Raw genomic sequence first — 26,989 nt, 5'->3', positions numbered from 1 at the left:
TCAAGTGAATTCCGAAATGACCGATACCCCTAAAGCGGCCGGCTTCGACCAGTTGGGTCTGCCGTCTGAAATTCTCAGCGCCATCGAAAAGCTCGGCTATGAGACTCCCTCCCCGATCCAGGCACAAACTATTCCGTCCCTGCTGGAGGGGCGGGATGTGCTAGGCCAGGCCCAGACCGGCACTGGCAAGACCGCAGCCTTTGCGCTGCCGCTACTCTCCCAGCTGGACCTGAAGGATCGTCGCCCTCAGGCACTGGTGCTGGCACCGACCCGCGAACTGGCTATTCAAGTGGCTGAAGCCTGCCAGTCTTACGCATCTAAGTTGAAAGGTTTCCACGTTGCGCCTATCTACGGTGGCGCTGACTACCGCGGCCAGATACAGCAGTTGAAGCGTGGCGTTCAGCTGGTGGTAGGTACTCCCGGGCGGGTGATGGACCATATGCGTCGCGGTTCGCTGGATCTGTCCAATCTGCGCACCCTGGTGCTGGATGAGGCGGATGAAATGCTGCGCATGGGCTTTATCGATGATGTGCAGTGGGTACTGGAGCAAATTCCTGAAGAGCGTCAGATTGCGCTGTTTTCCGCCACTATGCCAAAAGAGATTGCCCGCATCGCCCGCGAGCATTTGGATGAGCCGGTTGAAGTAAAAATCCGTGTTAAGACCGAGACTGCGGAAACCATTCGCCAGCGCTATTGGCCGGTTGGTGGTCTGCACAAACTGGATGCACTGACCCGTATTCTTGAAGCGGAGCCGGTGGACGCCACGATTATCTTCGTGCGCACCAAAAACAGCACCGTGGAACTGGCAGATAAGCTGGCCGCCAGAGGGTTCGCCAGTGCCGCCCTGAACGGTGATATGGCGCAGAACCTGCGTGAAGCCGTGATCGACAAGCTGAAAAATGGCAAGCTCGATATTGTTGTAGCCACCGATGTTGCGGCTCGTGGACTGGACGTAAAGCGTATCAGTCACGTGATTAACTACGATATCCCCTACGATACCGAAGCTTATATTCACCGTATCGGTCGTACCGGCCGCGCCGGTCGCGAAGGCGATGCGATCCTGTTTGTGGCGCCCCGCGAGCGCCGTATGTTGCGAGTCATCGAGAAAGCGACCAAGAAGCCGATCGAAAAACTCGATTTGCCCAGCGCAGATGCGGTTAACAGTGCCCGTATGCAGCGCTTCCGCGAGCGCATCACCGCGACCCTGGAAGGCCAAACTGATCTGGCGCCCTATCGCCAGCTGGTTGAGGAATTCCTGGCGCAGAATGAGGTTGATCCACTGGATGTTGCCGCCGCGCTGGCTGCAATGGCCCAAGGTGATCAGCCCCTGCTGATTCAAGAGAAAGAGCAGAGGCCGCGCAAAGAGCGTCGCGAGCGCGATGATGACTTTGACGGTGGCCGCCGCCGCAAGAAGGAAAGCTTCGAGAAAGATCGCAAGCTGCCGCCGCCCGATGAGGGGCTGGAGCGCTTCCGTATCGAGATCGGCCGCGAGCAGGGCGTGCGTCCCGGCAGCATTGTTGGCGCTATTGCCAATGAGGTGGATCTGGACAGCTCCTATATTGGCCGTATCGAAATCTACAACGATTTCACCACGGTAGATCTGCCTCAGGGAATGCCGAAAGAAGTGTTCCAACACCTGAAGAAGGTGCGTGTTTCCGGTAAGCCGATGAAAATCACTCGCTTCGATGAAGCGGCGGTGAAATCGAAAGGGAAGCCTAAGGGTAAGCCTAAGTTCAAGCCCAAAGGAAAGCCCAAAGCCAAGCGCGGCAATAACGACGAGTAAGTCCTACCTGCTTTAGCTGGTTCTATTCGGGAGAGCGCAGCCTTGCGCTCTCCCATTCAACTCTCCCTGTCTCTCCTCACTTCCCTATCTTGGATTAGCGTTGCGGCAGCATCCGGGTCAAAGTGTTATCGCGGGCAATAAAGTGATGCCACAGGGCCGCAGCGATATGCAGTCCAACCAATACGAGCAGGGCGGGCCACATTACATCTTTGTGCAGGAAAGCGATTTGCTTGCCCAGATCCGGATTTTTGGCGAACAGGTTGGGAACGGCAAACAGGCCAAAAAACTCGGTATCGCGCCCAAACAGTTGGCGCATCACGATGCCAGAAACCGGCATAGCCAGAATCAACAGGTAGAGCCCACCATGGGTCAGGCTGGACAGTGCCTTCTGCCACTTCTTGCCTTCAATCTCTGGGCGCTTGTGACGTGCACGCCAGTAGAGGCGAAGGGCCAGAAGCATCAGGACACCGACTCCCAGGGAGAAGTGCAGCTGCATAAACCAGCCGCGCATGGGGTCGCCGCGCTCGTAAAACTCATGCAGTTCAACCGCTCCCCACACAGAGAGCAGTAGGATTACAAAAAGCCAGTGCAGTCCTTTACTCACTGAGTTCCAACGTTCAACCGGGTTTGACATAGAGGGTCTCCTACAAAGTCCAGGCATTTGGCCGGGTACAGGCCACTGCCGTATATAGTTATTTGTGTGATTTTACCGGCCTCTCCGGCCAGACCAAACCATTGATTTGTTCGATCTGAAAATATTCAGTTTGTTTAATAATTGTGCTGAGGTTGAATAAGTCATTATTTCCGCAAAGGCTTAAGCCGCCCAGTTAACTTTTGTAAGTGGTTAGGCAGGTTCTGCCACACTGGAGCTGGTTTTGGCCGCTCTCACACCTTGCAGATTGGTAAAGCTGGTATCCCGTGCGGTTTTGAGGAAGTCTGTGAGATAAGGTTGCTCGAGCATATCTTCCCGCACTGCCGCATAGAGAGTGCTCCAAAGGCCCTCTTTACCCAGCTGGAGTTGGGAAACAAACCCCTTTTGCAGGTACTCGTGCAGAGCCCAAGTGGGGAGGGCGCAAACCCCTCGGCCGCTGGCTACTAACTGAACCATCATCACGGTCAGTTCTGCGGTTCGAACTTCTGCAGGTTCAATTCCAGCGGGGTCGAGGAAGTGCTGGAAGATATCCAGCCGCTCTCGTTCAACCGGGTAGGTAATCTGGACTTCACCAGCTAACTCCTGCGGTTCTACCCAGCGTCGCTTGCTCTCCTGCGCCAGTGGGTGTTTGCGGCTTATGGCAAGGCACATTTCAAAGCTGAATAGTGGCTCGTAGTGCAGGCCTTTGAGACCCGAGTCCGGGTTGGAAGTGACAACCAGGTCCAGATCGCCGCGCACCAGTGCGGGCAGGGGAGCGAAGTGGAAGCCGCTGCACAGGTCCAGTTCCACTTCTGGCCAGCCGTCTCGATAGGTATTCAGTGCGGGCATCAGCCACTGGTAGCAGCTGTGGCACTCGATAGCGATATTGAGCCTGCCCGCTTGCCCAGATGCCAGCCGGGACAGGTCCCGTTGTGCTATAGCTACCTGGGGCAGTATGTCGTCGCCCAACTGCAGCAGTCTCAGACCGGCACTGGTAAATCGCAGAGGCCGGGATTTACGTATAAACAGTTCTTGGCCGAGCCGGTCCTCCATTTCGCGAAATAAGTGCGAAAGAGCCGACTGGGTCAAGTGAAGGCGCTCTGCTGCGCGTACCAAGCTGCCTGTCTCACGCAAAACACTCAGCGCACGCAAATGGCGCAATTCAATCATCATTAAAATTATTCATGTTATTTGCAAAAAGTATGAAATTGATTGAACAGTACTGTGCGCACACAATCAAGTCAGGACTCTCGCTAATGCGACCGTTACCGAGATCGCAGCTGCGGGGTATTTTTCAATGGGGCAACTTTGTTCCCCTCACAGGAAACAGCTTGGGAAGGCGGCCATGGTGCAAACACATATCCTCGGCTATCCGCGTATCGGAGCCAATCGCGAACTAAAGAAAGCGCAAGAAGCCTATTGGCGCGGTGATATGCCCCAGCAGCAGTTGCTGCAAGTGGGCACAGGGGTACGCCGTGGTAACTGGCAGGCCCAAAGTGAGGCCGGTTTGAGCCGTGTAGCTGTGGGGGATTTCGCCTGGTACGACCAGGTTCTGAATCACTCCCTGATGTTTGGTGTGGTCGGTCAGCGTTTTGCAGAGGGAGCGGCAGACAACAAGCTGGACCAGTACTTCCGCTTGGCCCGTGGTCGCGCTCCATCGGGACAGCCGGTAGCGGCCAGTGCCATGACCAAGTGGTTTGATACCAATTATCACTATCTGGTGCCTGAGTTCTCCAATGATCAGATGTTCTCCCTTGATAGTGAGTGGTTACTTGACGAGGTACGGGAAGCCCAATCCCTGGGCTACAAAGCCAAGCCGGTGGTTATTGGACCACTCACTTACTTATGGCTGGGGCGAGGTGTGGATAGCCCTCTGGATTTAGTGCCAAAACTCCTGCCTTGCTATGCCGAGTTGCTGTCTCAGCTCGCTGACCTCGGAGTTGAATGGGTGCAATTGGATGAACCCATACTAGGCCTGGATCTGCCGGATGAATGGCGTGGGGCTTTTGATAGCACCTACCAGCAGATTGCGGCAGTAGCCCTGGGGGTGAATACACTGCTGGCTACCTATTTCTCACCTTTGCGCGAGAATTTGGAGCTGGTATTTTCCCTCCCGGTGCCTGGGGTACATATTGACTGTGTACGCGCACCTGAAGAACTTGAAGCTGCGGCCCAGCTGGCAGGTAAGAACAAGGTTCTGTCTGCGGGTGTGATTAATGGGCGAAATGTGTGGCGAGCAGACCTCAACCGCTGGCAGGGCACTTTGCAGCCTTTGGCGAAACAGTTGGGAGATCGCCTGTGGCTATCAGCCAGTTGCTCCCTGCTCCATAGCCCTGTGGATCTGGAAACAGAGATCAAGCTGCCCAGTGAGCAAAAACAGAAGCTCGCTTACAGCCGCCAGAAACTTCAGGAGTTGGCTCAATTACAGCAGCTGCTCAATGAGGACACAGAGATCCCTGTCTCAGGCGGAGAGAGTGGTGTAGCCGAGGGCTCCATTGCTGATCAATTACGGGATACCTGGCGTCAACAGTGCTTTCAGGATCGCTCTTTAGTACAGGCCAAGCGTTGGAAATTACCACTGCTGCCCACCACCACAATAGGCTCATTCCCACAGACGGATCTTTTGCGCGGTGTGCGCCGCAAGTACCGCAATAGCGAGATTTCTGAGGCGGATTATTTAGAACATCTAGGCGCTGAAATTGCCGAAGCTATCCGTCGTCAGGAAATACTCGGTCTGGATGTACTGGTGCATGGTGAGGCTGAGCGCAACGATATGGTGGAATATTTCGGGGAGCAACTGGATGGTTTTGTACACACCGGTAATGGCTGGGTGCAAAGTTATGGCTCTCGCTGTGTGAAACCCCCGATTATTTTTGGTGATATCTCCCGACCTAACGCTATGACAGTAGAGTGGAGCAGCTATGCCCAGAGCCTTACTAATAAGCCGGTAAAAGGTATGCTCACCGGCCCGGTCACAATTCTCAACTGGTCCTTCCCGAGGGAGGACATCCACCGCAGTGAGAGCTGTCTGCAAATTGCCAAAGCATTGCGGGAAGAGGTGTTGGATCTTGAGGCGGCCGGTATCGGGATTATCCAGATTGATGAACCGGCTTTGCGTGAGGGAGTTCCCCTTCGAGAGTCTGAGCACCAGGATTATTTTGCCTGGGCGGTAGGGTGTTTCCGCTACACCTGTAGCGAAGTAAAAGCGGAAACCCAGATCCACACCCATATGTGCTACAGCAATTTCAATGCAATTATGGATGCAATTGTTTCCCTTGATGCGGATGTAATTACTATTGAATCTGCTCGCTCCGACTTGCGCCTACTCAGCGCGTTTGCCGACAAGGCCGGTGGTTACCCCAATGAAATTGGACCTGGCGTTTACGATATTCACTCACCCAATGTGCCGGAAAGGGGGGAGTTGGTAGAGCGACTTAAGAAAATTGCACAAGTGGTGCCGGTTGAGAGACTTTGGGTAAATCCGGACTGTGGCCTTAAAACCCGTAACTGGGCTGAGGTCGGGTCATCCTTGCTGAATATGGTAGAGGCTGCGCGCACTGTGCGCACAGAACTGGCCTAGCCAATTTATAAATAAAAAAACCGGCAATCATTTGGATTGCCGGTTTTTCTTTTCAGTTTTTCCCGCTTCTGTTTTTTCCGCTTCTGTTTTTTGCTTACTCGGACTTGGTGGCTACTGTAGTAGTGTTATTTAATTCAAATGGCACTGAAGGGTGGAAAGGTTTAATACCCAAGGCCGTGTAAAGCTCATCCGGGCGATACATATTTTGTCCCTCGAGCACCAGTGCAGTGCGACGTAACGCAGTGATATCCTCAAGGGGATTTCCCTCCAGTAAAACCAGGTCTGCATTTTTACCCACCGCAATACTGCCAGTGTACTCGTCGGCCCCCATAACTTGTGCCGGTACCAGGGTGGCCGTGCGCAGCACATCAATATTGGGAATACCGGCTTTGGCATAGAGCTCCAGTTCACGTAACAGGGTAAATCCGGGGATGCCATCGGAGCCCGCGACCATAGTGACCTTGTGCTCGTGTAGCTTGAGCATCATGGCCAGCAGGGCTTCCGCTGAAAGGTCGTAGTCATCCCGGTGTTCCGGCTTCACATCCAGTTCGGCCCCAACAAAGGCGCGCTGGATATTGACTGGAAGGTGGTCGGTAATATCGGCAAATTCAGGATCTACTTTGCCCGGCTGGCGCAGTAACATCGAACTGAATACGGTGGTGGTTGCGTCTACGACAGTGCCTTTCTTGGCTAGCTTATCCAGGAAAGCAGCCACTTCTTTGCTATCCAGATCCAGCTCGTGGGCGTGCTCTCCGATTTCTGTAAAGCGCAGTCTTTTACGGGTATCTATCTTGCCCATAAAATTCAGAAACAGCATATTGATATGCTGAATTTCATCAAAGCCCGCGTCCACTGCCTCTTCGGCGGTCATAAATGCAGGAATATGACCGGACAAACGCATACCATTTTCGTGGATATGCTTGGCTAACGGAGCGATCCACTCTGGCTCCATCGAGCTGTAAGTTTTAATTTGCTGATAGCCGCGATCGGCATACCACTCGACAATATCCTTGGCTTCTTCCAGGCTATCCGCAGTCTTGCCCATTCGCATGGCATTTTCGCTTTCCCGGTCCATAAAGCCCGCACGGAAAAGGTCGCCGCCAATGATTTGCTCTGACTCAAACATGCCTTCAATACGCATGATACTTTCATGGGTATTACCGATGTCGCGAACATTGACAATGCCAGCGGCCATATTCAGAACACCATCGGTAGGGGATAAGTGGGCGTGCATATCCCAGAGGCCGGGGATCAACGTATGGTTACGGGCATCAATGGTGGTTGCCCCGTTGGCTTTGATCGGTTTTTTACTGATTTTTGCGATCTTTCCATCTTTGATCAGCACATGCTGCTTTTTCTGCAGTTTGCCAGATTCAACATCAACCAGGTTGACGTTGCTGATCAGGATGGGTTGGGTTGATGTGTGGGTATGTTTCTTGGCAATACTTTGCAGGTACTGGTCTGCGGCTGCGACTTGCCTGGATTTTAGTTCTTCGAGGTGAGATTTATCCCAGCCTTTGCGCAGGATGGCGAACCATCCCCCCTCATCGGAGGCAAATAAATCCCCATTGTCATCATACCAGGCGAGATCTGGGGTAAAGCCCAGGCCGCTTACGCCGTAAAGGTGGACCGTTTTCTTTTTCTCGCCTTGTTGCAGGGTCACTTTATCAAGCTTATGGAGGCGTGCTTTTCCTTGCGGCAGTAAATCAATATTTTGATCTGCATCGGCAATCAGTGCTTTTACCAATTGCGTCTGTACGGCAAGGGTACTGTTCTTGGGAATATAAAATTGGGCTTCGGAAGTTTTTGCACTGCCATGTTCATCGGAACCTTTCCAGCGAGAGACACCATTTTCCTGGGAAAATTCTTCGCTGACTGGAGCACCAAATGGGCTGATCCCTTCAATGGATAATTTCTCGGGCATTGCCGCCTCACCGATAGTGAAGCTCTCCTTGAGGTTTAGGCAACGGTTATTCCAGCCGAGCTTTAATTCACCAGATACCTTTGTTCCATCCTGATGAATAACTTCAGAGCCAGCAATGCCCTCTTTATCGTAAAAAATATACTCGATTGGTTTTGCATAAGCGCTATTGGTTGCGGCTAGTACTGTGGCTGCGATAAGCGTTGCCAGTGTTTTTTTTCTCATGAACAGTCCCTTTTCTTGTTGTAATACCGGTGATGGACTTTGGCTTCTTTTCGGTGAGGGGGCAAGCAGCTTAGGGGCGCAAGCGGCGAGAGGAAAAGCGGGAGCGGTAGGGCGTTCTTTAATGTTTTAACTTTCGGAGTAAGGTAAAGGTATTGCGAGAGCGCTTACTTGTAAGCACTCTCACAATATTGCGTTACTCTATGAACTAAGGGGTGCGAGAAAGGTTTTCGTTGCCGGCTGCGTGTACGACAATATTGTCTTCAATACGCACGCCGCCGTAGGGGCGGAAGCTGTCGACCTTATCCCAGTTAACCTCGGCAGCGAGGTCTGAGTCTTTTAGCTCTCCCAATAGGCTATCGATAAAGTAGAGTCCAGGTTCGATGGTAAATACCTGGTTCTCCTCGATAGTTCGGCTGGTACGCAGGAATGGGTACTTGGCCGGTGGGGGTGTCGTGCCTCCATCGGGGCCGGTCTGGTGACCGCCGACATCGTGTACCTGGAGGCCGAGGAAGTGACCCAAGCCGTGTGGCAGGAAGGGGCGAGTTAATCCGGATTCCACGGCATTCTCGGCAGAGGTTTTGATTATGCCAAATTGGGCCAACAGCTCGCCCACGTTTAAGTGGCACTGGCGATGTAGTTCTGGGTAAGGCAGGCCAGGTTTGAGGCCGTCTACCAGCTGCAACTGCTTTTCATCCATGGCCGTTACCAGCTCTGCGAACTCATTATCGGCATAGGCGTAGGTGCGAGTGATATCAGAGCAGTAGCCATTGCAGTCAGCACCCGCATCGATCAGGAAGCTTTTCAGCTGCGGCTCAGGCAGCCGCTCAGTAGACAGGTGGGTGTAGTGCAGGATTGCGGCGTGTTCATTCAGGGCAACAATGTTGCCGTAGGGCATACGGTTCTCGCCCTGGCCAGCAGCGCCCAGGTAGGCTTGATTGATCTCAAATTCACTGGCGCCACTGCGGAAAGCCTGTTCGGCGGCGCGGTGCCCATTGACCGCAATACGGTTCGCCTCACGCAGGGAGGCGACCTCATAAGGCGTTTTATAAGCGCGGGCCCAGTGCAAGCGGTTGATCAGAAGCTCCGGATTTTCCTCCCCCAGTGACCAGCCTTGCAGCTTGTCGCTCTCACCGATAAAAGCGGCATTCTCCGAGCTCAGGAACGCCTGGGCATCGGCCGGCTTGCTCAGTAGCTCGATATCGTAGAAATCGCTCCAGAAGGTCTGGGGTGCCGGCGGTACATAGTGCCAAAAGTCTACTGGGCGGTAGAACAAAAGCTTTGGCTTTTGTCCGCGCTGATAGATAACCCAGCTGTGGGGGTTGTCGGTAATGGGAACCAGTGCCTTAAAGTGGGGATTCATCTTAAACGGGTAATAGTTATCGTCTAGAAACTGCACCCTGGGAGCGCCACTGAATACGTTGAGGGTATCAAACCCGCTCTGCTCGAGGATTTCGTCGTAGCGGCGGCACAGGGTGGCCATATGATCGGCGTAAAGGTTTTTATCCATGTTCTCCCCGGAATGGATCGCTGAATCGTAAAGTCGGCATAGTGTATAGTCTGGACTCTGGATATTTGGCCTGAAATTTGACCATGGAAAAGAAGATACTGCTGACAGACTGCCCCGATGATAAGGGTCTGATCGCAAAGATTACCAATATTTGCTACAAGCACCAGCTGAACATCATCAAGAATGATGAGTTCGTGGACCGGGTTGAGGGGTGCTTCTTTATGCGCACTGCCCTGGAGGGTATCTTTAACGATGCCACCTTCCTGGAAGATCTGGATATGACACTGCCCCAGGGCGCAGAGCGTCGCTTGGTATCCATAGAGCGGAAGAAACGCTTGGTGCTGATGGTTACCCGCGAGCCCCACTGCCTGGGGGATATCCTGATGAAGTGCTATTCCGGCGCTATGGATGTGGAGATCGCGGCTGTTATCGGCAATCACCCGGATCTGGAGGGGCTGGTACAGAAGTTTGATATTCCTTTCCACTGTATTTCTGCTGAGGGGATGGAGCGCGGAGTTCACGAGCAGCAAGTGGCCACCTTAGTGGATGAGTACAACCCGGATTATCTGGTGCTGGCCAAGTATATGCGCGTGCTGACCCCTGATTTTGTTGCTCGCTATAGTGGACGCATTATCAACATCCACCATTCTTTCCTTCCTGCATTTATTGGGGCCAAGCCCTATCAGCAGGCCTACGAGCGTGGAGTAAAAATTATTGGAGCCACAGCGCACTTTGTTACCGACGATCTGGATGAAGGGCCGATCATTGAACAGGATGTAATACATGTGGATCATGCCTATTCTGCAGAAACCATGGCGGAAGCGGGTAGGGATGTCGAAAAATTGGTTTTGACTCGAGCGCTGCAACTAGTTTTGCAGGAACGAGTGTTTATACACGGAAATAAAACAGTGGTATTTAAATAGAAATGCAGTAAACAATACTAACTTTGCGCTCGATGTAGTAAAGCAGGTTAGTATTTAGAGAGGATTTTGAGTGAATAGTAAAAATATTAGCAGTTTTCAGGCCCGCTTATTTACTGCCGCTGGCCTAGCGTTACCTATTTTTCTCAGTGCCTGTTCCAGCAACAAGCCGATTCCCGGAATGAAAGAGTCGTTTGTAACTGAGATTGCTCAAAATGGAGCTAAGCGTTTTACATTTACTCTTGAGAAGGATCGGCAGGATCTTCCTCCCCCGGTTTCAAACCAGCCTAGTTCTCAACGTCGAATGCAGCGGGATACTATCGGTTTGGGAGGCCGTTCAAGTGACCGTGTAGAGCGTTATTTAGATTGGGCCCTAGAACAAAAGATGTTGGAAACCGGTTTCTGTGAGCGTGGCTATTTTGAAATTGAACGAGTTATTTCTGCAGATGGGGGTGAGGTGCGGGGAGAGTGCCGAGAAGGCGCTTTTTAGTGTCTTTTCTGCTTGCTAGACCTGTGCAGTAATTCAAGCCGATGTAAAAAGACAGGGGCTCTTTACCAGCTATTGCAGATAATAATAATGAAGTCTGAATCAATATTGGAAATGGTGTCTACCCAGCAGATTATTGCGGTTTTTGATTTAATATCAGATATTATTTTTTGGGTAAAAGATGATTCTGGTTACGTAGTACATTGTAACCGAGAGTTTATTGAGCATGTTGGATGCAGGTCCCTTAATCAGGTTGTGGGCCGCTCTGATATGGATTTTTCCCCCTCTTATCTCGCAAAAAACTATATGCGTGATGACCAAAGAGTGATGGAGGGTGAAACGATTACAGATCGACTGGAGTTAAATATAGGGAAAAGTGGAGAGTTGGTTTGGTTTACGACATCCAAGCGCCCACTAAAGAATTCCACTGGAAAAATTATTGGTACCTATGGCGTAGCTCGCGATCTTAATGAGACGGTCAAAACGCTCTCCAGAATGGATAAGCTGAAAAAGCCTGTTGAATATATTAAAAATAATTACAGCCAGCCGATTACTGTCGAACAGCTAGCAGAGGTGGCCAGTTTGTCTGTTAGCGCACTTGAGAGGCGATTTAAAAAGTATTTGGAGAAAACTCCAATGCAGTTTGTCAGGGAGGTTAGGTTAGAGAACTCTCGTCGTATGCTGGTGGATACTCAGCGGCCAATTTCTGAAATCGCATACCGTGTCGGATTTCCATCTCACAGTTACTTCAGTAGACATTTCAAGACCATGTTTGGGCAGCTTCCCGCTATTTATAGAGAAGAAGTTCAGTCTCAACTTTGAATGCGATAGGCCATTCCTGAACTACTTAGAGATGGATAATCAATAGAAGTTTTTTGTTGAAATGGTTTGGTGCTGGCTTTCTTCCCTTTAAAAATAGTTTATCTATTTGTTGAATATCCTGTAAATCCATAATCGAATTTTGGCCTTTCATACCTTCTAATACCTTTCCCTTAGTGTCCTCCAAATTTCCAAACGCCGATTTTGTTCTATTCCTGTCTCAGTTTCTATTACCCCCTTATCCCGTTTTTTTCTTAGGGTTTTAGTGCTCAACAAGTGGACTGTCATTACGGGGTTTAGGGTCCCCTGACGGTTTCTCGCCCCTCTCCAATTTGGAGAGGGGCTCTTTTAAAAAACTTATAAGAAAAGAAAGTTGGGATACTATGAAAACAGTCAAGAATAATAGACGAACCACGGTCAAAATCTGGAGCCGGGAGATTAAGCAGAAATCGCTAGTCTCCGCTATTTCATTAGCCATTAGTAGCGTGGCGATTGCTGATGATATCTCTGAGAAAGACAAACCGATGGATCATATTGAGGTAATCGGAATTCTTGAGAGTAATACCAGAAACCTGGAAATTAAGCGGGATTCTAATGCTATTGTAGACGCGATAACCGCCGAGGATGTGGGCAAGTTCCCGGATAAGAATGTTGCAGACTCTCTTCAGCGCGTGCCAGGGATCACAATTACACGCAGTGGTGGAGAGGGTAGTCGAGTCAGTATTCGTGGCACCAGTGCCGAGTGGACCTTGACTCAGTTAAATGGAAACTACATTGCAACCTCTGATGGAGAAGCGCCATCTCGAAGCTTTAATTACACTTTGCTGCCATCCAACATGATTAGCAAAGTAGAAGTTTACAAAAGCCCGGAAGCTAGAATTGATGAAGGAGGAATTGGCGGAACGGTTATTCTACACAGTCGTAAGCCTCTGGAAATGGATTCTGGTGAGGGTGTTATAACTACTGAAACCACTTACTCAGATACTAATGAGCAGTGGGAACCTCAATATAGTGCTTTTTACTCCTGGAAAAATGAGAGTCAAACCTTTGGTATCCTGGCTGGCTATACCAAGCAGGACAGAACCGTAACCTCAATTGAAAACTACGCGAGCCATTGGCGATTCCATTCAGATACAGTTGAAGGTGCTGAGCGTCCGGCAATTGTTGACCAGGAAACTGGTGAAGTTTACAACAATGTTTGGGCGCCCAGAGCTATGGGTATTGGTAATCATGAGCAGGATAGGGCCAGGGACGGTTATCAAATTACCACTCAATGGCGGCCTACTGAGCGCTTGGAATTTTCTCTGAACTATTTCGGTTCCCAGTTGGGATACGATACCCGTAGTCAGAATCTCACCTTAGCTGAATGGAATGATAACCATAACCCTTACTTTGGCGTTGAGCTGGAAGGGGATACCGTGGTCACCTATGGCAACGGTGATAACGGCTTGCTAAATGCTGATAACTGGGGCGATGCTGATGTCAATGGTGGTGTTGAGGTAGAGCGAGGTTTAATGTCTCCGCAATTGACCGGGCAGGATAGCTACGGTGAATCAGAATCTCATACATTCGACCTCGAAATTCTGTATGAAGGTGATTCTTACACAGCAGCAGTGAATATTGGGCGCAGCTCTGCAAAAGGAGGTGTCTCCGAAAGAATCATGGCAAATATGGATGCACGTTATGGTTCCGTAAATAGTTGGCTGTGGTCTATTGCCGACGGGGAACCTAGCTACGAAATCTCTACAGATCTCACCTCGGATCAGGAGGCCTATCCATACTATGACTGGTTTAGTTCTGACGCTACCCAAAATCGGGATAGGGAAGATTATTATCAGCTTGACCTGGGATTTGATACCAATTGGGGAATAGTTAACAAAATCTATGTCGGTACTAAATATCGGGATCATGAAGCCAAGTCCCTAAGAGATACTTTCCTGTGGGATGACGGTATTTCGGATAACGGTGGTTATCGTGGGTGGTTGTCGGGTACCGAATGGTTCCACAACCCGGATTTTCATCCAGACACTTCAATCTTACTTGGCGGCAGCGTAATCGATAATAGCGCAGGCGATACCGGGGCTATTAACTATCTGCCTTTTGATATAGATGCGCTTAAAGCCTACGTTAGTGATAATTTTACCCGGACTGTAGTTCCTGTCTTATCCGGTACCTATACCATCGAGGAGAAAATATTTTCACTTTACGCACAGGCAGATTTTGAATGGGAAGCCTTCCGGGGTAACTTTGGTGTCCGCTATGTTAATACCGACTTAACTACCTCGACGTACGATGACATCATTGGTCAAGAGACAGATATCACCAATGCAAATAACCGAAGCGCTGACAGTGAAAACTTCCTACCAAGTTTGAATATTGCCTGGGATCTAACTGATGACCTTGTAATACGATTTGCTGCAGCAAAAACCATGTCTCGAGTTAGTTATGCTGATTTGGGGCAGGCTGAGTCTTATGGCCCCCCTGTAAATATTAACTCGCCGGATTCTTGGACCGGCCGTGGGACTGGCACTTCAGCAAATACTGGGCTAGAAGCGATGCTCTCCAATCAATTCGACCTGGGAATTGAATGGTATTACTTTGATGCTTCCGCACTTGGGGCAACATTATTTAGTAAGGATATCAGCAACCTTCCTATAACTACAACTGAAGTTGTATTACGTGAGCACAATTGCTGCAATGGACCCATTGAAGTCGACATGACCACAAAAACGGGTGGTGCTGAGGCAACTTCAAGAGGCGTCGAGCTGTTTGCACAACACGCGTTCGAAAGTGGTTTTGGTGTAATGGCAAATTATACCTACACCGACACCAGTACTTCAGGGGTGTTTGTTAATGGTGAAGAAACTGAGGCAGAAATTCCTGGAACGGCTAAGCACCAGTACAATCTTTCCGGTTATTATGAAAATGATTTGTACAGTGTGCGAGCATCTTATAACTGGAAAGATGATCGAGCTGGGGGGCTTCACCAAGGGTATAATTTATACGATAAAGCTTATGGGCAGCTTGATCTTAATGCCAGCTTTACCTTCAATGAAAACCTCAATTTCACGGCATCTATCATTAATTTAACGGAGGAAAAGGCAGAGGGGTTCTGGAAGCAGGAAAACAGAATGACTTATTATAATTACTCTGGGCGCAGACTATATATTGGTGCAAACTATAAATTCTAATACCTCGTTGATCGTAGTATTGGGTGTAGAGTGTAAGCTCTACACCATTTTTTTTGACTATCGATATTAGATTATAGAATTTACATAACCACATAATAAAAATGAGCATAAATATGAAACAATCGACACGTAGAGCAATGCAGGCTGCTTGTGCCACCATTTTATTTCAGACTGGTGCATACGCAGATATTGAAGTCGTCAATTCGGATGACTGTCCCTCGGACACTACAACAGTAAGCTATTCTGAAGCGCTTAATTATCCTAATGAATTTTGTGATCTTCTCAATAATGGTGATTTGGTTGGTTTATCAGACGGGTCCTCAATAGAACATCTGGGAAATAATTGCCAATTGACGAGTAATGAAAGTCGCCAATTATCCATGACACTGTGTAAATCCGAACCTTCAGCGCCTCATGTTGTTAGTGGAAGCAGCTGTGCAACTGATGCAAGCCCGGTCACCTATCTTGAGGCTCAAATCTATAAGGATGAGCTGTGTTCCGTCCTGGGGGACTGGGAAATTGCAAATCTTGCCGATAATGCCTCCATGGATGGCAGCGGGTATGGGTGTGGTTCACGTAAGAATGAAATCCGTGAGCTGGGCTCAACTCTGTGTAAATCTGATACTCCTCAGGAAAGTGTGTCAGCGCCTAAAGTTGCTTACGTAGAAGTTAATAGTAATAACCTGGGCAATGCAGGCTGCTTTACAGAGAGCGATGGCAGCCAGTTGTTTGATATAGCTGTGATCTTCGCGGCAAATATTAATTACGATGGTCAGAAAGCTGTGCTGCATTTTAATGACCAAGTGTCAGACTTGCTCAATAACAATTTGAGTACAGTACAAGAATTGCAAGACAAGGGTACGAAAGTGGTGCTCAGCGTTCTCGGAAATCACCAAAATGCAGGTTGGTCCTGTTTTGCCGATGAGCAGTCCGCTGATGACTTTGCTCAGCAGCTGAAAGATGCCGTGGATCAGTATGGTCTGGATGGTATTGATATTGATGATGAGTACTCACAGTGCAGCCAAACCTATTCTGACTCCCTGGTAAAAGTGACTAGTGCATTGCGAGAGAAAATGCCGAGTAAAATCATTTCTAAAGCACTCTGGAGTGATACCGATGCTTTTCAGGCTGAATGGAATGGCAAGAAACTGGGCGATCAACTAACTTATGGCTGGGAGATGAGCTATTGGTTGGGCTCAAGTTGTACTTCAAGAATCCAGAAGTATATCAACCTGGGTGTTGATAAGTCTAAGCTGGGTGTTGGCGCTTCTACTGTGTTGAATAGTGCTTCTGCAGCGAGCGCTTTAGCATCATGTAATGAGAATAATAACCTTGGTGGCGGTACTATGATATTTAATGTGACTAAAGATTCTAGCAGTTACCTTTCTACAATATGGTCAGGTACTTCAGAGGTCCCGAATTGCCTTAAGTAGTAAAAAATCCCCGTGGAATCTTGTGTGACTTGCTGAAGCGGGGATGTGCTAAAGCTAATCACTCAGTACAGGCAGGAATGTTTATATAATTACTGTTATATGGGGATATCCTATACAGTTATAGGCAGGGAGTGGTATGGATATATTTGTCCAGCTTAATATGCTTCAGGGTGGTTCGACGCCACCCTGAAGGAAAGCTTTATAATAGTTTTTCTAGGGGTATGCCTGTTTCTTTTTCAATTACTTTATATTCCTCTTTAAGGAACTCTAGGAACTGTGTTAGCTGTAAGTGATGCTCCTCATAGTCTGTCTTATCGCCTATGGTCTCACTTCTTAAAAGGCTTTCTTGATACAAAACGGCATCTCTAACAGCAGAAATTAGTAGTGGTGCCCAGGTATTAGGTACTTCCATTATATAGCTTCCTTAATTAAGGATTTTTCTAGTATTTTTAACTTACTCTTAAATTGATTCAGAGGCATGTCGTATGCTGGGGCTATCGTATAGTGTGTTGCCTCAAATCTGGTGTTATATTCATCTTTTACAATTGCAATACCTTCTGGCAAAACTGTCCCTGCAGGAATTTTGTAGTACTCCCAGTTTTTGCCTTTTGGTAATCCTGGTTTATCAAAAGTGCTGAGTCCCCTGGGGCGATCTTTTATGCAAACCCACTCTGTCCCATCGCGGTATTCTATGGTGATATCTGCTGGTCTTGGACGTCCGTTAGACAGAATGAAACCTTTTTCTATAAAGTCGAAGACGCCTTGGTCTGATTTTTTGTTCAGAGCTCTCCATAGATCTATGGGTGTTTGATCGTCAGAGTAAGAGTCTGCTTTTCCCTTCGCAATTAATATTTCTTTTAAGACTTTAATGGTCACTTTCACCTCCGATGTTGAAAGCTTGGGGCGATTAGAAAGTTTGGCTGAATTTTTGCCAAAACGTTCTAATACCGTTTCTTTGTTGTTAGGCGTCGCTTATGTGAGGATTTTTAACTAAGTTAACGCAGAATAATATTGTTGAAAGGTGATGGTTGCAAATACGTAGCTATACAGGACGTGAGAGTTTGTGCCAGTTCGATAAAAGTATTGTGGGTCGAATAAAAAAGCGGGCATTAAGCCCGCTTTTAAATCCACCTGTGAGAGTGTTGAATCTTACTCTGCGTAGCTCTCAATCGGAGGGCAGGAGCAGATCAGGTTGCGGTCGCCGTATACGTTGTCGATACGGTTAGCGGCGGGCCACACCTTATGCTCTTTTAACCACGCCGCTGGGCGCGCAGCGATATCGCGGGAGTAGCTGTGTGTCCACTCATCGCTCATCACGTCCTCAAGGGTGTGAGGGGCATTGTGCAGCGGGTTGTCCTCTGGGGTGTATTTACCGCTGGTTACATCTTCCACTTCCTGGCGAATTGTTGCCATCGCTTCGATAAAGCGATCCAGCTCACCCTTGGATTCGCTTTCGGTAGGCTCGATCATCAGGGTGCCGGCTACCGGGAAGGACATGGTGGGGGAGTGGAAGCCAAAGTCCATCAGACGCTTGGCGATATCCTCTTCAGTGATACCGCTGGCTTCCTTGAGTGGGCGCAGGTCAACCAGGCATTCGTGGGCAATAAAGCCATTGGTGCCCGTGTAAAGCAGGGAGTAGTGCTCTCCCAGTTTCTTGGCCACGTAGTTGGCGTTCAGGATTGCCATTTCGGTAGCTTGCTTCATGCCCTGCTTACCCATCATACGGATATACATCCAGCTGATCGGCAGAATGCTGGCGGAGCCCCAAGGAGCGGCGGATATGGTGCCATTATCCAGCTTGGTTTCCGGTACTTCAGTCACCGGGTGGGCTGCCAGGTAGGGCTTCAGATGCTCGCCAACAGCGATCGGACCCATACCGGGGCCGCCGCCACCGTGAGGAATACAGAAAGTTTTGTGCAGGTTCAGGTGGGATACGTCACCACCGAACTGGCCCGGAGCCGCGACGCCGATCAGGGCGTTCATGTTGGCGCCATCAATATAAACCTGGCCGCCAGCCTGGTGAACCAGATCGCAAACTTCGCGGATACCTTCTTCGAACACCCCGTGGGTGGACGGGTAGGTGACCATCAGTGCGGCAACGCGGTCGCCGTGCTCTTCGATTTTGGCTTTCAGGTCTTCGATATCCACATTGCCTTTATCATCACAGGCAACCACAACCACTTTCATGCTCACCATCATGGCGGATGCCGGGTTGGTGCCGTGGGCAGAGGCGGGAATCAGGCAGATGTCGCGCTGGGCTTCGCCCTTCGCTTCGAAGTACTTCTTGATAGCAACCAGGCCTGCGTATTCACCCTGGGAACCGGCGTTGGGCTGCAGGCTCACCGCATCGTAACCGGTGCAGGCGGACAGCATTTGCTGTAGCTGGCGGAACATTTCCGCGTAGCCTTCCGCTTGATCTACTGGTGCGAAGGGGTGCAGCTTGCCGAACTCGGGCCAGGTGACCGGGATCATCTCGGCTGTGGCATTCAACTTCATGGTGCAGGAGCCCAGGGGAATCATGGAATGATTCAGGGCGATATCCTTGGCTTCCAGAGACTTGAGGTAGCGCAGCATCTCGGTCTCGGAGTGGTAGGTGTTGAACACCGGATGGGTCAGGAATTCAGTATCGCGCGCTAGGGCGGCGGGTACACCCAGAGAGCCCTTGCTGGCAATTTCGCTGTCCAGAGTATGCAGATCGATGCTGTGTTCGGTGCCGATAAAGGCATTGATCAGGTCGGACACATCCTGCAGGGTGGCGGTCTCACTCAGGCTCACACCCAGGGCGTCTTTACCAATTTTACGCAGGTTGATCTCAGCGGCCAGGGCGCGCTGGTAAATCTCTTCCTGCTTGGCGCCAACGGTGACATTCAGGGTATCGAACCAGCTGTCGTGGGCCAGGTTAAAGCCTTCCTGCTGCAGGGCGGAAGCGAGAATGTCTGCCAGGCGCTGGATGCGGGCAGCGATGGTTTTCAGGCCTTCAGGGCCGTGGTAAATCGCGTAGAAAGCGCTCATTACCGCCAACAGCACCTGGGAAGTACAGATGTTGGAGTTGGCTTTCTCGCGGCGAATATGCTGTTCGCGGGTTTGCATGGCCATGCGCAGGGCACGCTTGCCTTTGCTGTCGACGGAAACACCGATAATGCGACCCGGTGCGGAGCGTTTGTAAGCTTCGCGGAAGGCGAAGAAGCCGGCGTGGGGACCACCGTAGCCCATGGGGATGCCGAAGCGTTGGTTACAGCCAACAACCACGTCTGCACCCATATCACCCGGTGCTCGGAGGGCTACCAAGCTCATCAGATCTGCGGCCACTGTTACCAGTGCGTTGGCTTCGTGCACCTTGGTGATGATGTCGGTCAGGTCGCGCACGCGACCGGTGCTGCCGGGGTACTGCAGCAGGGCACCGAACAGCTCGGCGGGAATATCTTTTTCCACATCGCCTACAACTACTTCGAAGCCGAAGTGCTCGGCGCGGGTGTTAACTACGGCTATGGTCTGCGGGTGGCAGTCCTGGTCCACAAAGTAGACGTTGGATTTGTTGCGTTTGACCTGGCGCTTACACATGGCCATGGCTTCAGCTGCTGCGGTACCTTCATCCAGCATGGAGGCGTTGGCCAATTCCATACCGGTGAGGTCCATAATCATCTGCTGGAAGTTCAGCAGGCCTTCCAGGCGGCCCTGGGCAATTTCCGGTTGGTAAGGGGTATAGGCGGTGTACCAACCCGGATTCTCCAGCACGTTGCGCAGGATCACATTGGGGGTAATGGTGTCGTGGTAACCCATACCAATAAAGGTGCGGTAGATCTTGTTGCGCGCCGCGATATCTTTCAGCTCTGCGAGGGCCTCAACTTCATTGATCGCATCGGCCAGATCCAGCTCATCAGTCTTGCGAATGGCTTCGGGCACGGTTTTTGCGATCAGCTCTTCGAGGCTGGCAACTCCGAGGGTTTCCAGCATGGCCTCTACCTGTTTGGCATCGGGGCCAATATGGCGATGGATAAAGGCGTCGTGTTGTTCCAACTGCTGCAGCGATGGTTGGGTCATAAACTTCGTTCCTGTAGTCGCAGGGAGTCGTCGTGGTGCGCTCGCGGTTAAAAATAGCACCTGGCCTCGGTACCGGTTTTCCTGTGGAAAGCCTCGGGCCTCCGCGTTGCGGATAGGCGAGGGTAACGCTTGGGAGAATCGGTTTGCTGGCAGCCCCGGGTCGCAATACGGAACCAGAAGGGGCGCCGGGCCATAGCGGCAGGCGCGCATCTTAGCAACCGGGGCGAGTAGGGGCAATCTGCAGGATTTGAGCGAGGAAACTGCTAAATTTGGGGCCAAAAAGTAGGTTAAATCCTGTGAATTTGGGGTTGGTGAGATTTTGTTCTACGCATGGCTGAACAGATTTGAAGGCTGGCCATTTCCCCTACAGGCCGCTAACTGTTAAAGGAATGTTGTTCATCTTCCCTACGATTTCACAAAAGCTCACCATCTTAGCTGCCTCTCCAATTAACTAACACCTTATTGAGAGCGACGTATCTGCCATCAAGAGTTGCGATCATGGACATAGCTTATGGAATGAGGTCTGCATTAGGTGTCGCTTGACCCGGTTATTGAATCTTTCGATCCACCTAATGAGCTGTTGTCTGGAGTGGGATAGCGGAGTGATTAGGGTAGAAAGAAGTTTCGACGAAATAATTACTCTTGAGGGTATCAATTGCTTCCCTGCAAGTAGGCTATCCCCCCGAAGGGGGGATGGGATTGGAGACTAAGCTTGCTCTATTATTTGCTTGTCTTTATCTATGATCGTGGGGTTGAATTCTGAACTCAAAAATATACAACTACCACAAAGCCCCATGGCTGCTAACAATAACCAAGTATTGTTCAGTCCTATTTCAGCTGCGCCAAAACCACAAACTAGTGAACCGATGACACCACCAAAGCGAGTCGTTAATGAAAAAATGGAGTCAACAGTTGACCTGACCTCGTCCTTGACTGCTTGATGTTGTAACTGAGCGGAGGCAGAAAGACCCAGGCCGATGCTAAAATTAAACAATAAGAATAAACTAACAAACAGTAATAGATCTCCAGATAAAGCCAGTAACATCACCAGAGATAATTTTATCAGGCTGGCTACCAAAAGTACTTTTCCCAATTGCTGGTTAAAAAATTGAGCCATCCAGGTAGTGATTTTTGCTGACAAACTGCCTAGTAGCATAATTAATGCCATTAATAGCCCATACAGCCAACCTACGGGCATATCGTCCGATAAGGCCTCTAAGCGTACTGGCCAATATTTTTCGATAGCACTAGCTATAGGAGTCAATAAAATAACAGTCAACAATAAGCGCCATAGTGATGGTGAATAGCAGGCTTTAATACCTAAACTGAGTTGGCTTGGGATTTGGGCGATATTTGAAATTCGAAAACGATCAAATACACGATTTTCTCTGATTTTTATCTCGGTAAAGGCAAATAAGAGTAAGCTGCTAAATAGGGATAAAGCTAAAAGTCCCCGATATAAGTCCAGGTCATAATGCCCGAAATACTCCCCGCCTCCCACTACCAGGGCACAGCTCATTGCACCAAGCGCCCCAATGAGTCCGGCACGAGTCGCGATACGTGCAAAACCCTCTTGCAGGCTCATTGTACCTTCGGCTTGGTTAAAACACTCTACAAACCAGGCATTTAAAGAGCCAGAAAATAATGCCTGACTAGCTCCCCATAAAAACATTGCTAGTAAAGCTCCATAAAAGCTTTGCCAAACCAATAACACGAGGTAACAAGCCATAGACATCGTCAGGGAAATTAGATATACCTTTTTCCTCCCGATCTGATCCGCCAAGCTACCGGTGGGTAATTCGAAAAGTATCACTGACAACCCCATGACTGCCAGTATTATTCCCAGCTGCGGCATAGACATGCCCATAGCTAAAAAAAAAGGTGTTAATATCGGTAAAACTAAGTAGGTGGAGAAAAATCCCCACCCCATTTGAAATCCGTATAAGCGGATTAATTCTTGTCGTTCCATAAATCCTTCCTGGGAAGCCCCTAAAAAATACCAAATTCCTCAAAAGTTCTATCGTAAATATGTAGATGTAAATTTTTCTTGATAAAATATATTCAAGGAATGTAGGTGTATAAGGAAATAAGTCAGAATCTCCCTCAATTCAACTGTAATTTTGAGCTTTAACAAAGCTAAATCTTAGTTTTCAGCGGATCTTCATTTAACTATAAATTACTTCGCTATGAGTTTCAGTCTCTAGATAATTATCGTAGCTGGAGGACAATTTAAGGTTGATTACGTTGGCCATAGTATTCAGTGTTTCATCTTCTATCATGATTCGCTCATGTTTTGCATCTATGGCAATATAATCGCAATTTAACAATAAACTTTCGAAACCATTTTTAGGCGTTGAGAAGCCCTTGTTGAACAATTCTTGAATGTCAATATAGTCATTGATCACAGCAAGGATTTGTGTTGGGGTTGCCTCATCAGAGACACTACTGCCTTCAAAGAAAACTACTGGTCCGCTATAGGACTGAAGTGATTTGACATATTCGGCATAGAAAAGAAAAGTATCCACCATTTCAGCTTCAAAACGCCCACAATTAGGTAGCCTAGGATCCTGCTTGATGGTGTCAATCAGATTTTGCTCTATATTGATCACCACGGGGTCAACTAAAAATAGCATTTCGACACTCTCGCCTAAAGCTTTCAGTCTTTGGGCGATACCAAGGGAAACCATAGCGCCTTCGCAGTAGCCTCCCAGCAAATAGGGCCCACTTGCCTGCTTCTTACGTATCACAGCAAAATAATAGTCAATCAAATAATTCAGTCTTATTTGCCGCCCACTATACACCTGGATATTTTCCAGCAAGTGGACCGGCCGGTTGATGTCCAGTTTTTCCACCAGTGGAGTAAAAGTTTCAGGACCTGCCGCTGCTGGAATCAGGAATAAACCGGTTTTGTTACTTACTTCGTTAAAGGTCATAAATTTATTAAATTCATTATAACCTGTCAGAAAGTTAACAATTTCGCTCTCGGTGCAGGATGAAAAATCAGGCATGGGTTCTGCTTTGATACTTTCAGCCAAGCCTCTGATAGTGGGTTGTTCATTGAGTAGTTTAGGTGAAACCCGGATATTGCTGCGACTACAATGATGGTAAACTTTAAGTAAAAGTATTGAGTCCCCTCCCAATTCAAAGAAGCTGTCTAGTACTCCGACAGTATCTATACCCAATACCCTTTGCCAAATCTGGCACAACTCCTGCTCCAGTTCATTTTCTGGCGCAACATATTCAACCTTGCTAGTAAATTCTGGAAAGGGCAAGGCCACGCGATTTAATTTTCCGTTTATTGTTAGCGGCAATGTATCCAGGAAGGTAAAGGTGGAAGGCATCATATAATCAGGTAGGAATTCAGAAACAAAAGCTTTTAACTTGCTAGGGTCTGAACTTTTCTTTTCACTGAGGACGACATAGGCGGCAAGGTACTTATTCTTTTCGTGGATCCTATCAATTACCGCTACTTGCTGTACTTGAGGATGTTGGGCTAAGGCAGCTTCAATTTCACCCAGTTCAATACGATAACCTCGAATTTTTACCTGGGCATCATTTCGTCCAAGATACTCAAGTTCACCGTTAGGCAGCCAGCGGACTAAATCTCCAGTTTTATACAGCCGGTTTTTGATGTTTCCCTCTGATGCAATAAAAGGGTTCTCAATAAATCTCTCAGCCGTAAGTTCGGGCCTGTTAAGGTACCCTCTAGCCAACCCTGATCCGCCTACATATAGCTCCCCCGGAGCACCGATTGGTAAAGGTATTAATTTACTATTGAGTACATATGCCTTCATATCCTTTAATGGCCTACCGATATTGGAGTAAGCCGTATTATCGTCGGCTGTTAACTCTTTATAGGTCACGTGCACGGTCGTCTCTGTAATACCATACATATTTACCAGTCGAGTTGATTTATTACCATAGGTATCCCACCAACTTTTAAGTTGTTCAATATTTAGCTTGTCCCCTCCAAAAATCACCAATCGAAGTGCTTCAAGACATTCTCCAGTGATCCTTAATGTATCAACTAGTGCATAAAAGGCAGCTGGTGTTTGGTTTAATACTGTCACTTGCTCTTGCTGACACAAACGGACAAAAGTGGGTAGATCCTTTGTGATTTCTGTCGTTGGGATTACAAGTTTTCCACCTGTAGTCAAAGCGCCCCAAAGTTCCCAAACACTAAAATCGAAGGTATAAGCGTGGTAAAGTACCCAGTTATCGCTGTCATTGAAGCCGAAATCGGCCTGGGTTACCTGTAATAAGCGGATCACATTTTCATGAGTTTGTAATACCCCTTTAGGTTTGCCTGTAGTGCCAGAGGTATAAATCACATAAGCCAGATCCTGAGGGGCTACGGCACTCACAGGCGCTGGTCTGTCGCAATCAGCTTCAGCTAGGGGCGCTAAGGTATCTGCATAAATTAATTTTGGTATCAACTCCAGTTCGCCAGAGAAAGCAGTGAAAGTGTGGGTATATTTTTTTGTGGTGATGACCAAGGAAACTTTAGTATCCTGTAGAATATACAAACTTCTACTTGTTGGGTAATCCGGAGAGATAGGTACATAAGTACCGCCAGCCTTAAGAATAGCTAAAATACTAATTACCATTTCCAGGCTGCGATCAAGGAAAATGCCAATCAAAGTGTCCGGTTCAAGTTGTTTGCCCTGTGCTGATAGATAATCAGCTTGTAGCTTTAGTGCCAGTTGGTTGGCTCTATTGTTCAGCTGTTGATAACTGAGGATTTGTTGCTTAAAAGATATTGCAGGTTTATCGGCAGAGGTCTTAACTTGTTCTTCAAATAGTTGATGAAGACATAAACTCTGAGACGAGCTTTGTGTGGTTTTGACCCAGTCATTTAATAAAATTTGCTTCTCCTGCTTACAAACCAAATCCATAAAAGCGATAGGCTGATGTACATCGGAAACCATCTGAACCAGTATACGTTGGTATAAGTCCGTGAATCTTCCTATTGTCTTTTGATCAAATAAGCTGATAGCAAAATTAAAAACACCGCTAAGTTCGGGTTCCGAGTCATTAATATATAAACTTAAATCAAATTTGGCTGGGGAGTACCCTTGATAATGCTGAATATTTCTCAGCGATTCTTCGGTAATAAGATCTTGTTGATTTAGGTCATTTAAGGATTGTTGAGTAAAAGGTGGCTTTTTATCTTTTTCTAAGTTGGCTGGGGTGCTTTCCAGACTAAACAGAACTTGAAATAAAGGGTGACGGGAGGGGTCTCGTTCCACTTTAAGCAATTTAACCAAACGCTCAAAGGGGAGCTCCTGATGAACTTTGGCTGCCAGGACCAATTGATGAACTTTATCTATCCATTGTGCAATTGAAAATCTCTCGTCTATTTCCCCCCTCAACGCTAACAAATTAACAAAAAAACCTATAACACTTTGGGTTTGTACATGGTGACGATTTTCTGACGGCGTACCGATAACCAGGTCTTTCTGGCCGCTTAAAGTCGAGAGCAACAAATAAAAACCGCTAAGCATTAAACAATACAGAGTCGTCTTCCGATCACGGGCCAATAATCTTAATTGTTGTGAAAGATGTGTATTTAATGAAAAATTGAATACCTGACCACGATAATCTTGCTGGGGTGGACGCGGTCTATCTGTGAATAAGTGTAACGAGCTGTATCCACCCAATTGTTCTAGCCAGTAATTTTCAAGGTTTCGTAGTTCTTCTCCCTGTAAAAATACTTTTTGCCATACGGCATAATCACTATAGCAAATGTCTATCTGAGCAAGGTCAGGTGTCTGCTCAAGACAATAGGATGAATAGGCTTGAGATAATTCGGTGAAAAAAATTTGTGCTGACCAGCCGTCAAATGCAATATGATGCCAAACAAAAAGTACAAACACTCCTTGGGGAGAATCAAATCGAATAACCCTAAATGGTGTTTTTTCGCTTAAATCAAAGTTCTGCTCTATGGCTTCTTGTATCCCATTTAACAGAGCAGCATTGTTATTTTTTGATAGACAACGAATAGTTAAAGGGCTATCAAGGACTTGCTGGTACGTATCACCATTTTCATGAAGGCGATAAACGGTGTTTAGTATTGGATGGCGCCTAACCATATACTGAATAGCATCTACTAAAGCGGGATAGTTAATATCATCAGATAGTCGAATCAGATGTGGGATATGATAGGCATTACTTCCTTGCTGCCACTGATGAATAAATAATAACCTCTCCTGGGCAAAACTAAGTTCAGATTTCTCTTCGGGTACAGAAAATATTATCCTATTGATGAAGTCACTTTTACTGTAAATGTGATTAAATTTTAACAAGCGGATTAATGATGACTTGTGTTCTTTGATTGACTCTAATAGATCGCTGTCTGACAAATCTTTTTTACTACTCAGGCGTAGCTGTTCTCCATCCAGCCAGATTGCGACTTGATTGTTTTTTATTTTGCTGATTAATTGATTCATTT

At 48.2% G+C, this 26,989-nt stretch carries 16 protein-coding genes; 7 read left to right on the top strand and 9 right to left on the bottom strand.

Annotation, left to right across the window (positions count from 1 at the left end; all coding sequences use genetic code 11):
• Positions 1 to 16 precede the first annotated feature (16 nt).
• Positions 17 to 1,783, top strand: a complete 1,767-nt coding sequence (locus ACYX4J_RS17385) for a DEAD/DEAH box helicase (protein WP_282934580.1) — start codon at positions 17 to 19, stop codon at positions 1,781 to 1,783.
• Positions 1,784 to 1,877: 94 nt separating this feature from the next.
• Here ACYX4J_RS17385 and ACYX4J_RS17380 read toward each other — a convergent pair whose 3' ends face one another.
• Positions 1,878 to 2,417, bottom strand: coding sequence for a cytochrome b (locus tag ACYX4J_RS17380; RefSeq protein WP_282934117.1), 540 nt, complete (start codon positions 2,415 to 2,417; stop codon positions 1,878 to 1,880).
• Between the two features lie 210 nt (positions 2,418 to 2,627).
• Entirely contained in the window at positions 2,628 to 3,587 is a 960-nt protein-coding gene (locus tag ACYX4J_RS17375; protein ID WP_476177176.1) for a LysR family transcriptional regulator, read from the bottom strand.
• 172 nt (positions 3,588 to 3,759) lie between these two features.
• On the opposite strand from ACYX4J_RS17375, the gene metE reads away from it, so the two are divergent.
• Positions 3,760 to 5,994, top strand: a complete 2,235-nt coding sequence (gene metE, locus ACYX4J_RS17370) for a 5-methyltetrahydropteroyltriglutamate--homocysteine S-methyltransferase (protein ID WP_476177175.1) — start codon at positions 3,760 to 3,762, stop codon at positions 5,992 to 5,994.
• 94 nt (positions 5,995 to 6,088) lie between these two features.
• On the opposite strand, the gene ACYX4J_RS17365 is transcribed toward metE, so the two are convergent.
• Both ACYX4J_RS17365 and pepQ read right to left on the bottom strand, forming a co-directional pair.
• Positions 6,089 to 8,140, bottom strand: coding sequence for an amidohydrolase family protein (locus tag ACYX4J_RS17365; RefSeq protein WP_476177174.1), 2,052 nt, complete (start codon positions 8,138 to 8,140; stop codon positions 6,089 to 6,091).
• A 205-nt stretch (positions 8,141 to 8,345) separates the two neighbouring features.
• Positions 8,346 to 9,647, bottom strand: a complete 1,302-nt coding sequence (pepQ, locus tag ACYX4J_RS17360; RefSeq protein ID WP_476177173.1) for a Xaa-Pro dipeptidase — start codon at positions 9,645 to 9,647, stop codon at positions 8,346 to 8,348.
• An 83-nt stretch (positions 9,648 to 9,730) separates the two neighbouring features.
• Between pepQ and purU the strand changes: the two genes are divergently transcribed.
• From purU to ACYX4J_RS17335, 5 genes are all read left to right on the top strand, one after another.
• A complete protein-coding gene (gene purU, locus ACYX4J_RS17355) occupies positions 9,731 to 10,570 on the top strand; it encodes a formyltetrahydrofolate deformylase (RefSeq protein ID WP_476177172.1) in 840 nt (279 codons plus the stop codon).
• A gap of 70 nt (positions 10,571 to 10,640) precedes the next feature.
• Positions 10,641 to 11,057 carry a hypothetical protein gene (locus ACYX4J_RS17350; RefSeq protein ID WP_476177171.1) on the top strand — a complete coding sequence of 139 codons (417 nt, stop codon included), beginning with the start codon at positions 10,641 to 10,643 and terminating at the stop codon, positions 11,055 to 11,057.
• Positions 11,058 to 11,144: 87 nt separating this feature from the next.
• Positions 11,145 to 11,876 carry an AraC family transcriptional regulator gene (locus ACYX4J_RS17345; RefSeq protein ID WP_413664535.1) on the top strand — a complete coding sequence of 244 codons (732 nt, stop codon included), beginning with the start codon at positions 11,145 to 11,147 and terminating at the stop codon, positions 11,874 to 11,876.
• A gap of 380 nt (positions 11,877 to 12,256) precedes the next feature.
• Positions 12,257 to 15,064 (top strand): TonB-dependent receptor, encoded by a 2,808-nt coding sequence (locus ACYX4J_RS17340; protein ID WP_476177170.1) that lies wholly within the window; start codon positions 12,257 to 12,259, stop codon positions 15,062 to 15,064.
• A 113-nt stretch (positions 15,065 to 15,177) separates the two neighbouring features.
• A complete protein-coding gene (locus tag ACYX4J_RS17335) occupies positions 15,178 to 16,497 on the top strand; it encodes a glycosyl hydrolase family 18 protein (protein WP_476177169.1) in 1,320 nt (439 codons plus the stop codon).
• Positions 16,498 to 16,696: 199 nt separating this feature from the next.
• On the opposite strand, the gene ACYX4J_RS17330 is transcribed toward ACYX4J_RS17335, so the two are convergent.
• The 5 genes from ACYX4J_RS17330 to ACYX4J_RS17310 all read right to left on the bottom strand — a co-directional run bounded on the left by ACYX4J_RS17330 (position 16,697) and on the right by ACYX4J_RS17310 (position 26,987).
• The gene (locus tag ACYX4J_RS17330; protein WP_282934107.1) at positions 16,697 to 16,909 is read right to left on the bottom strand and encodes a hypothetical protein; all 213 of its coding nucleotides are present in this window, start codon (positions 16,907 to 16,909) and stop codon (positions 16,697 to 16,699) included.
• A complete protein-coding gene (locus tag ACYX4J_RS17325) occupies positions 16,909 to 17,373 on the bottom strand; it encodes a Tse2 family ADP-ribosyltransferase toxin (RefSeq protein ID WP_476177168.1) in 465 nt (154 codons plus the stop codon). The genes ACYX4J_RS17330 and ACYX4J_RS17325 overlap by 1 nt, the downstream gene beginning before the upstream one ends.
• Positions 17,374 to 17,646: 273 nt before the next feature.
• Positions 17,647 to 20,538 (bottom strand): aminomethyl-transferring glycine dehydrogenase, encoded by a 2,892-nt coding sequence (gcvP, locus tag ACYX4J_RS17320; protein ID WP_476177167.1) that lies wholly within the window; start codon positions 20,536 to 20,538, stop codon positions 17,647 to 17,649.
• 706 nt (positions 20,539 to 21,244) lie between these two features.
• Entirely contained in the window at positions 21,245 to 22,507 is a 1,263-nt protein-coding gene (locus ACYX4J_RS17315) for an MFS transporter (RefSeq protein WP_476177166.1), read from the bottom strand.
• Between the two features lie 196 nt (positions 22,508 to 22,703).
• Positions 22,704 to 26,987 (bottom strand): amino acid adenylation domain-containing protein, encoded by a 4,284-nt coding sequence (locus ACYX4J_RS17310; RefSeq protein WP_476177165.1) that lies wholly within the window; start codon positions 26,985 to 26,987, stop codon positions 22,704 to 22,706.
• Positions 26,988 to 26,989: the final 2 nt, after the last annotated feature.

It is taken from the genome of Microbulbifer sp. ABM4_008 (assembly GCF_056311705.1).
This window is presented reverse-complemented; position numbering and strand designations above follow the sequence as displayed.

What these genes read in the sequence shown, in the direction of transcription:
- ACYX4J_RS17385 (WP_282934580.1), top strand. Translation starts at nt 17, where the DNA reads ATGACCGATACCCCTAAAGCGGCCGGCTTCGACCAGTTGGGTCTGCCG.
- ACYX4J_RS17380 (WP_282934117.1), bottom strand. Translation starts at nt 2,417, where the DNA reads ATGTCAAACCCGGTTGAACGTTGGAACTCAGTGAGTAAAGGACTGCAC.
- ACYX4J_RS17375 (WP_476177176.1), bottom strand. Translation starts at nt 3,587, where the DNA reads ATGATGATTGAATTGCGCCATTTGCGTGCGCTGAGTGTTTTGCGTGAG.
- metE (WP_476177175.1), top strand. Translation starts at nt 3,760, where the DNA reads ATGGTGCAAACACATATCCTCGGCTATCCGCGTATCGGAGCCAATCGC.
- ACYX4J_RS17365 (WP_476177174.1), bottom strand. Translation starts at nt 8,140, where the DNA reads ATGAGAAAAAAAACACTGGCAACGCTTATCGCAGCCACAGTACTAGCC.
- pepQ (WP_476177173.1), bottom strand. Translation starts at nt 9,647, where the DNA reads ATGGATAAAAACCTTTACGCCGATCATATGGCCACCCTGTGCCGCCGC.
- purU (WP_476177172.1), top strand. Translation starts at nt 9,731, where the DNA reads ATGGAAAAGAAGATACTGCTGACAGACTGCCCCGATGATAAGGGTCTG.
- ACYX4J_RS17345 (WP_413664535.1), top strand. Translation starts at nt 11,145, where the DNA reads ATGAAGTCTGAATCAATATTGGAAATGGTGTCTACCCAGCAGATTATT.
- ACYX4J_RS17340 (WP_476177170.1), top strand. Translation starts at nt 12,257, where the DNA reads ATGAAAACAGTCAAGAATAATAGACGAACCACGGTCAAAATCTGGAGC.
- ACYX4J_RS17335 (WP_476177169.1), top strand. Translation starts at nt 15,178, where the DNA reads ATGAAACAATCGACACGTAGAGCAATGCAGGCTGCTTGTGCCACCATT.
- ACYX4J_RS17330 (WP_282934107.1), bottom strand. Translation starts at nt 16,909, where the DNA reads ATGGAAGTACCTAATACCTGGGCACCACTACTAATTTCTGCTGTTAGA.
- gcvP (WP_476177167.1), bottom strand. Translation starts at nt 20,538, where the DNA reads ATGACCCAACCATCGCTGCAGCAGTTGGAACAACACGACGCCTTTATC.
- ACYX4J_RS17315 (WP_476177166.1), bottom strand. Translation starts at nt 22,507, where the DNA reads ATGGAACGACAAGAATTAATCCGCTTATACGGATTTCAAATGGGGTGG.
- ACYX4J_RS17310 (WP_476177165.1), bottom strand. Translation starts at nt 26,987, where the DNA reads ATGAATCAATTAATCAGCAAAATAAAAAACAATCAAGTCGCAATCTGG.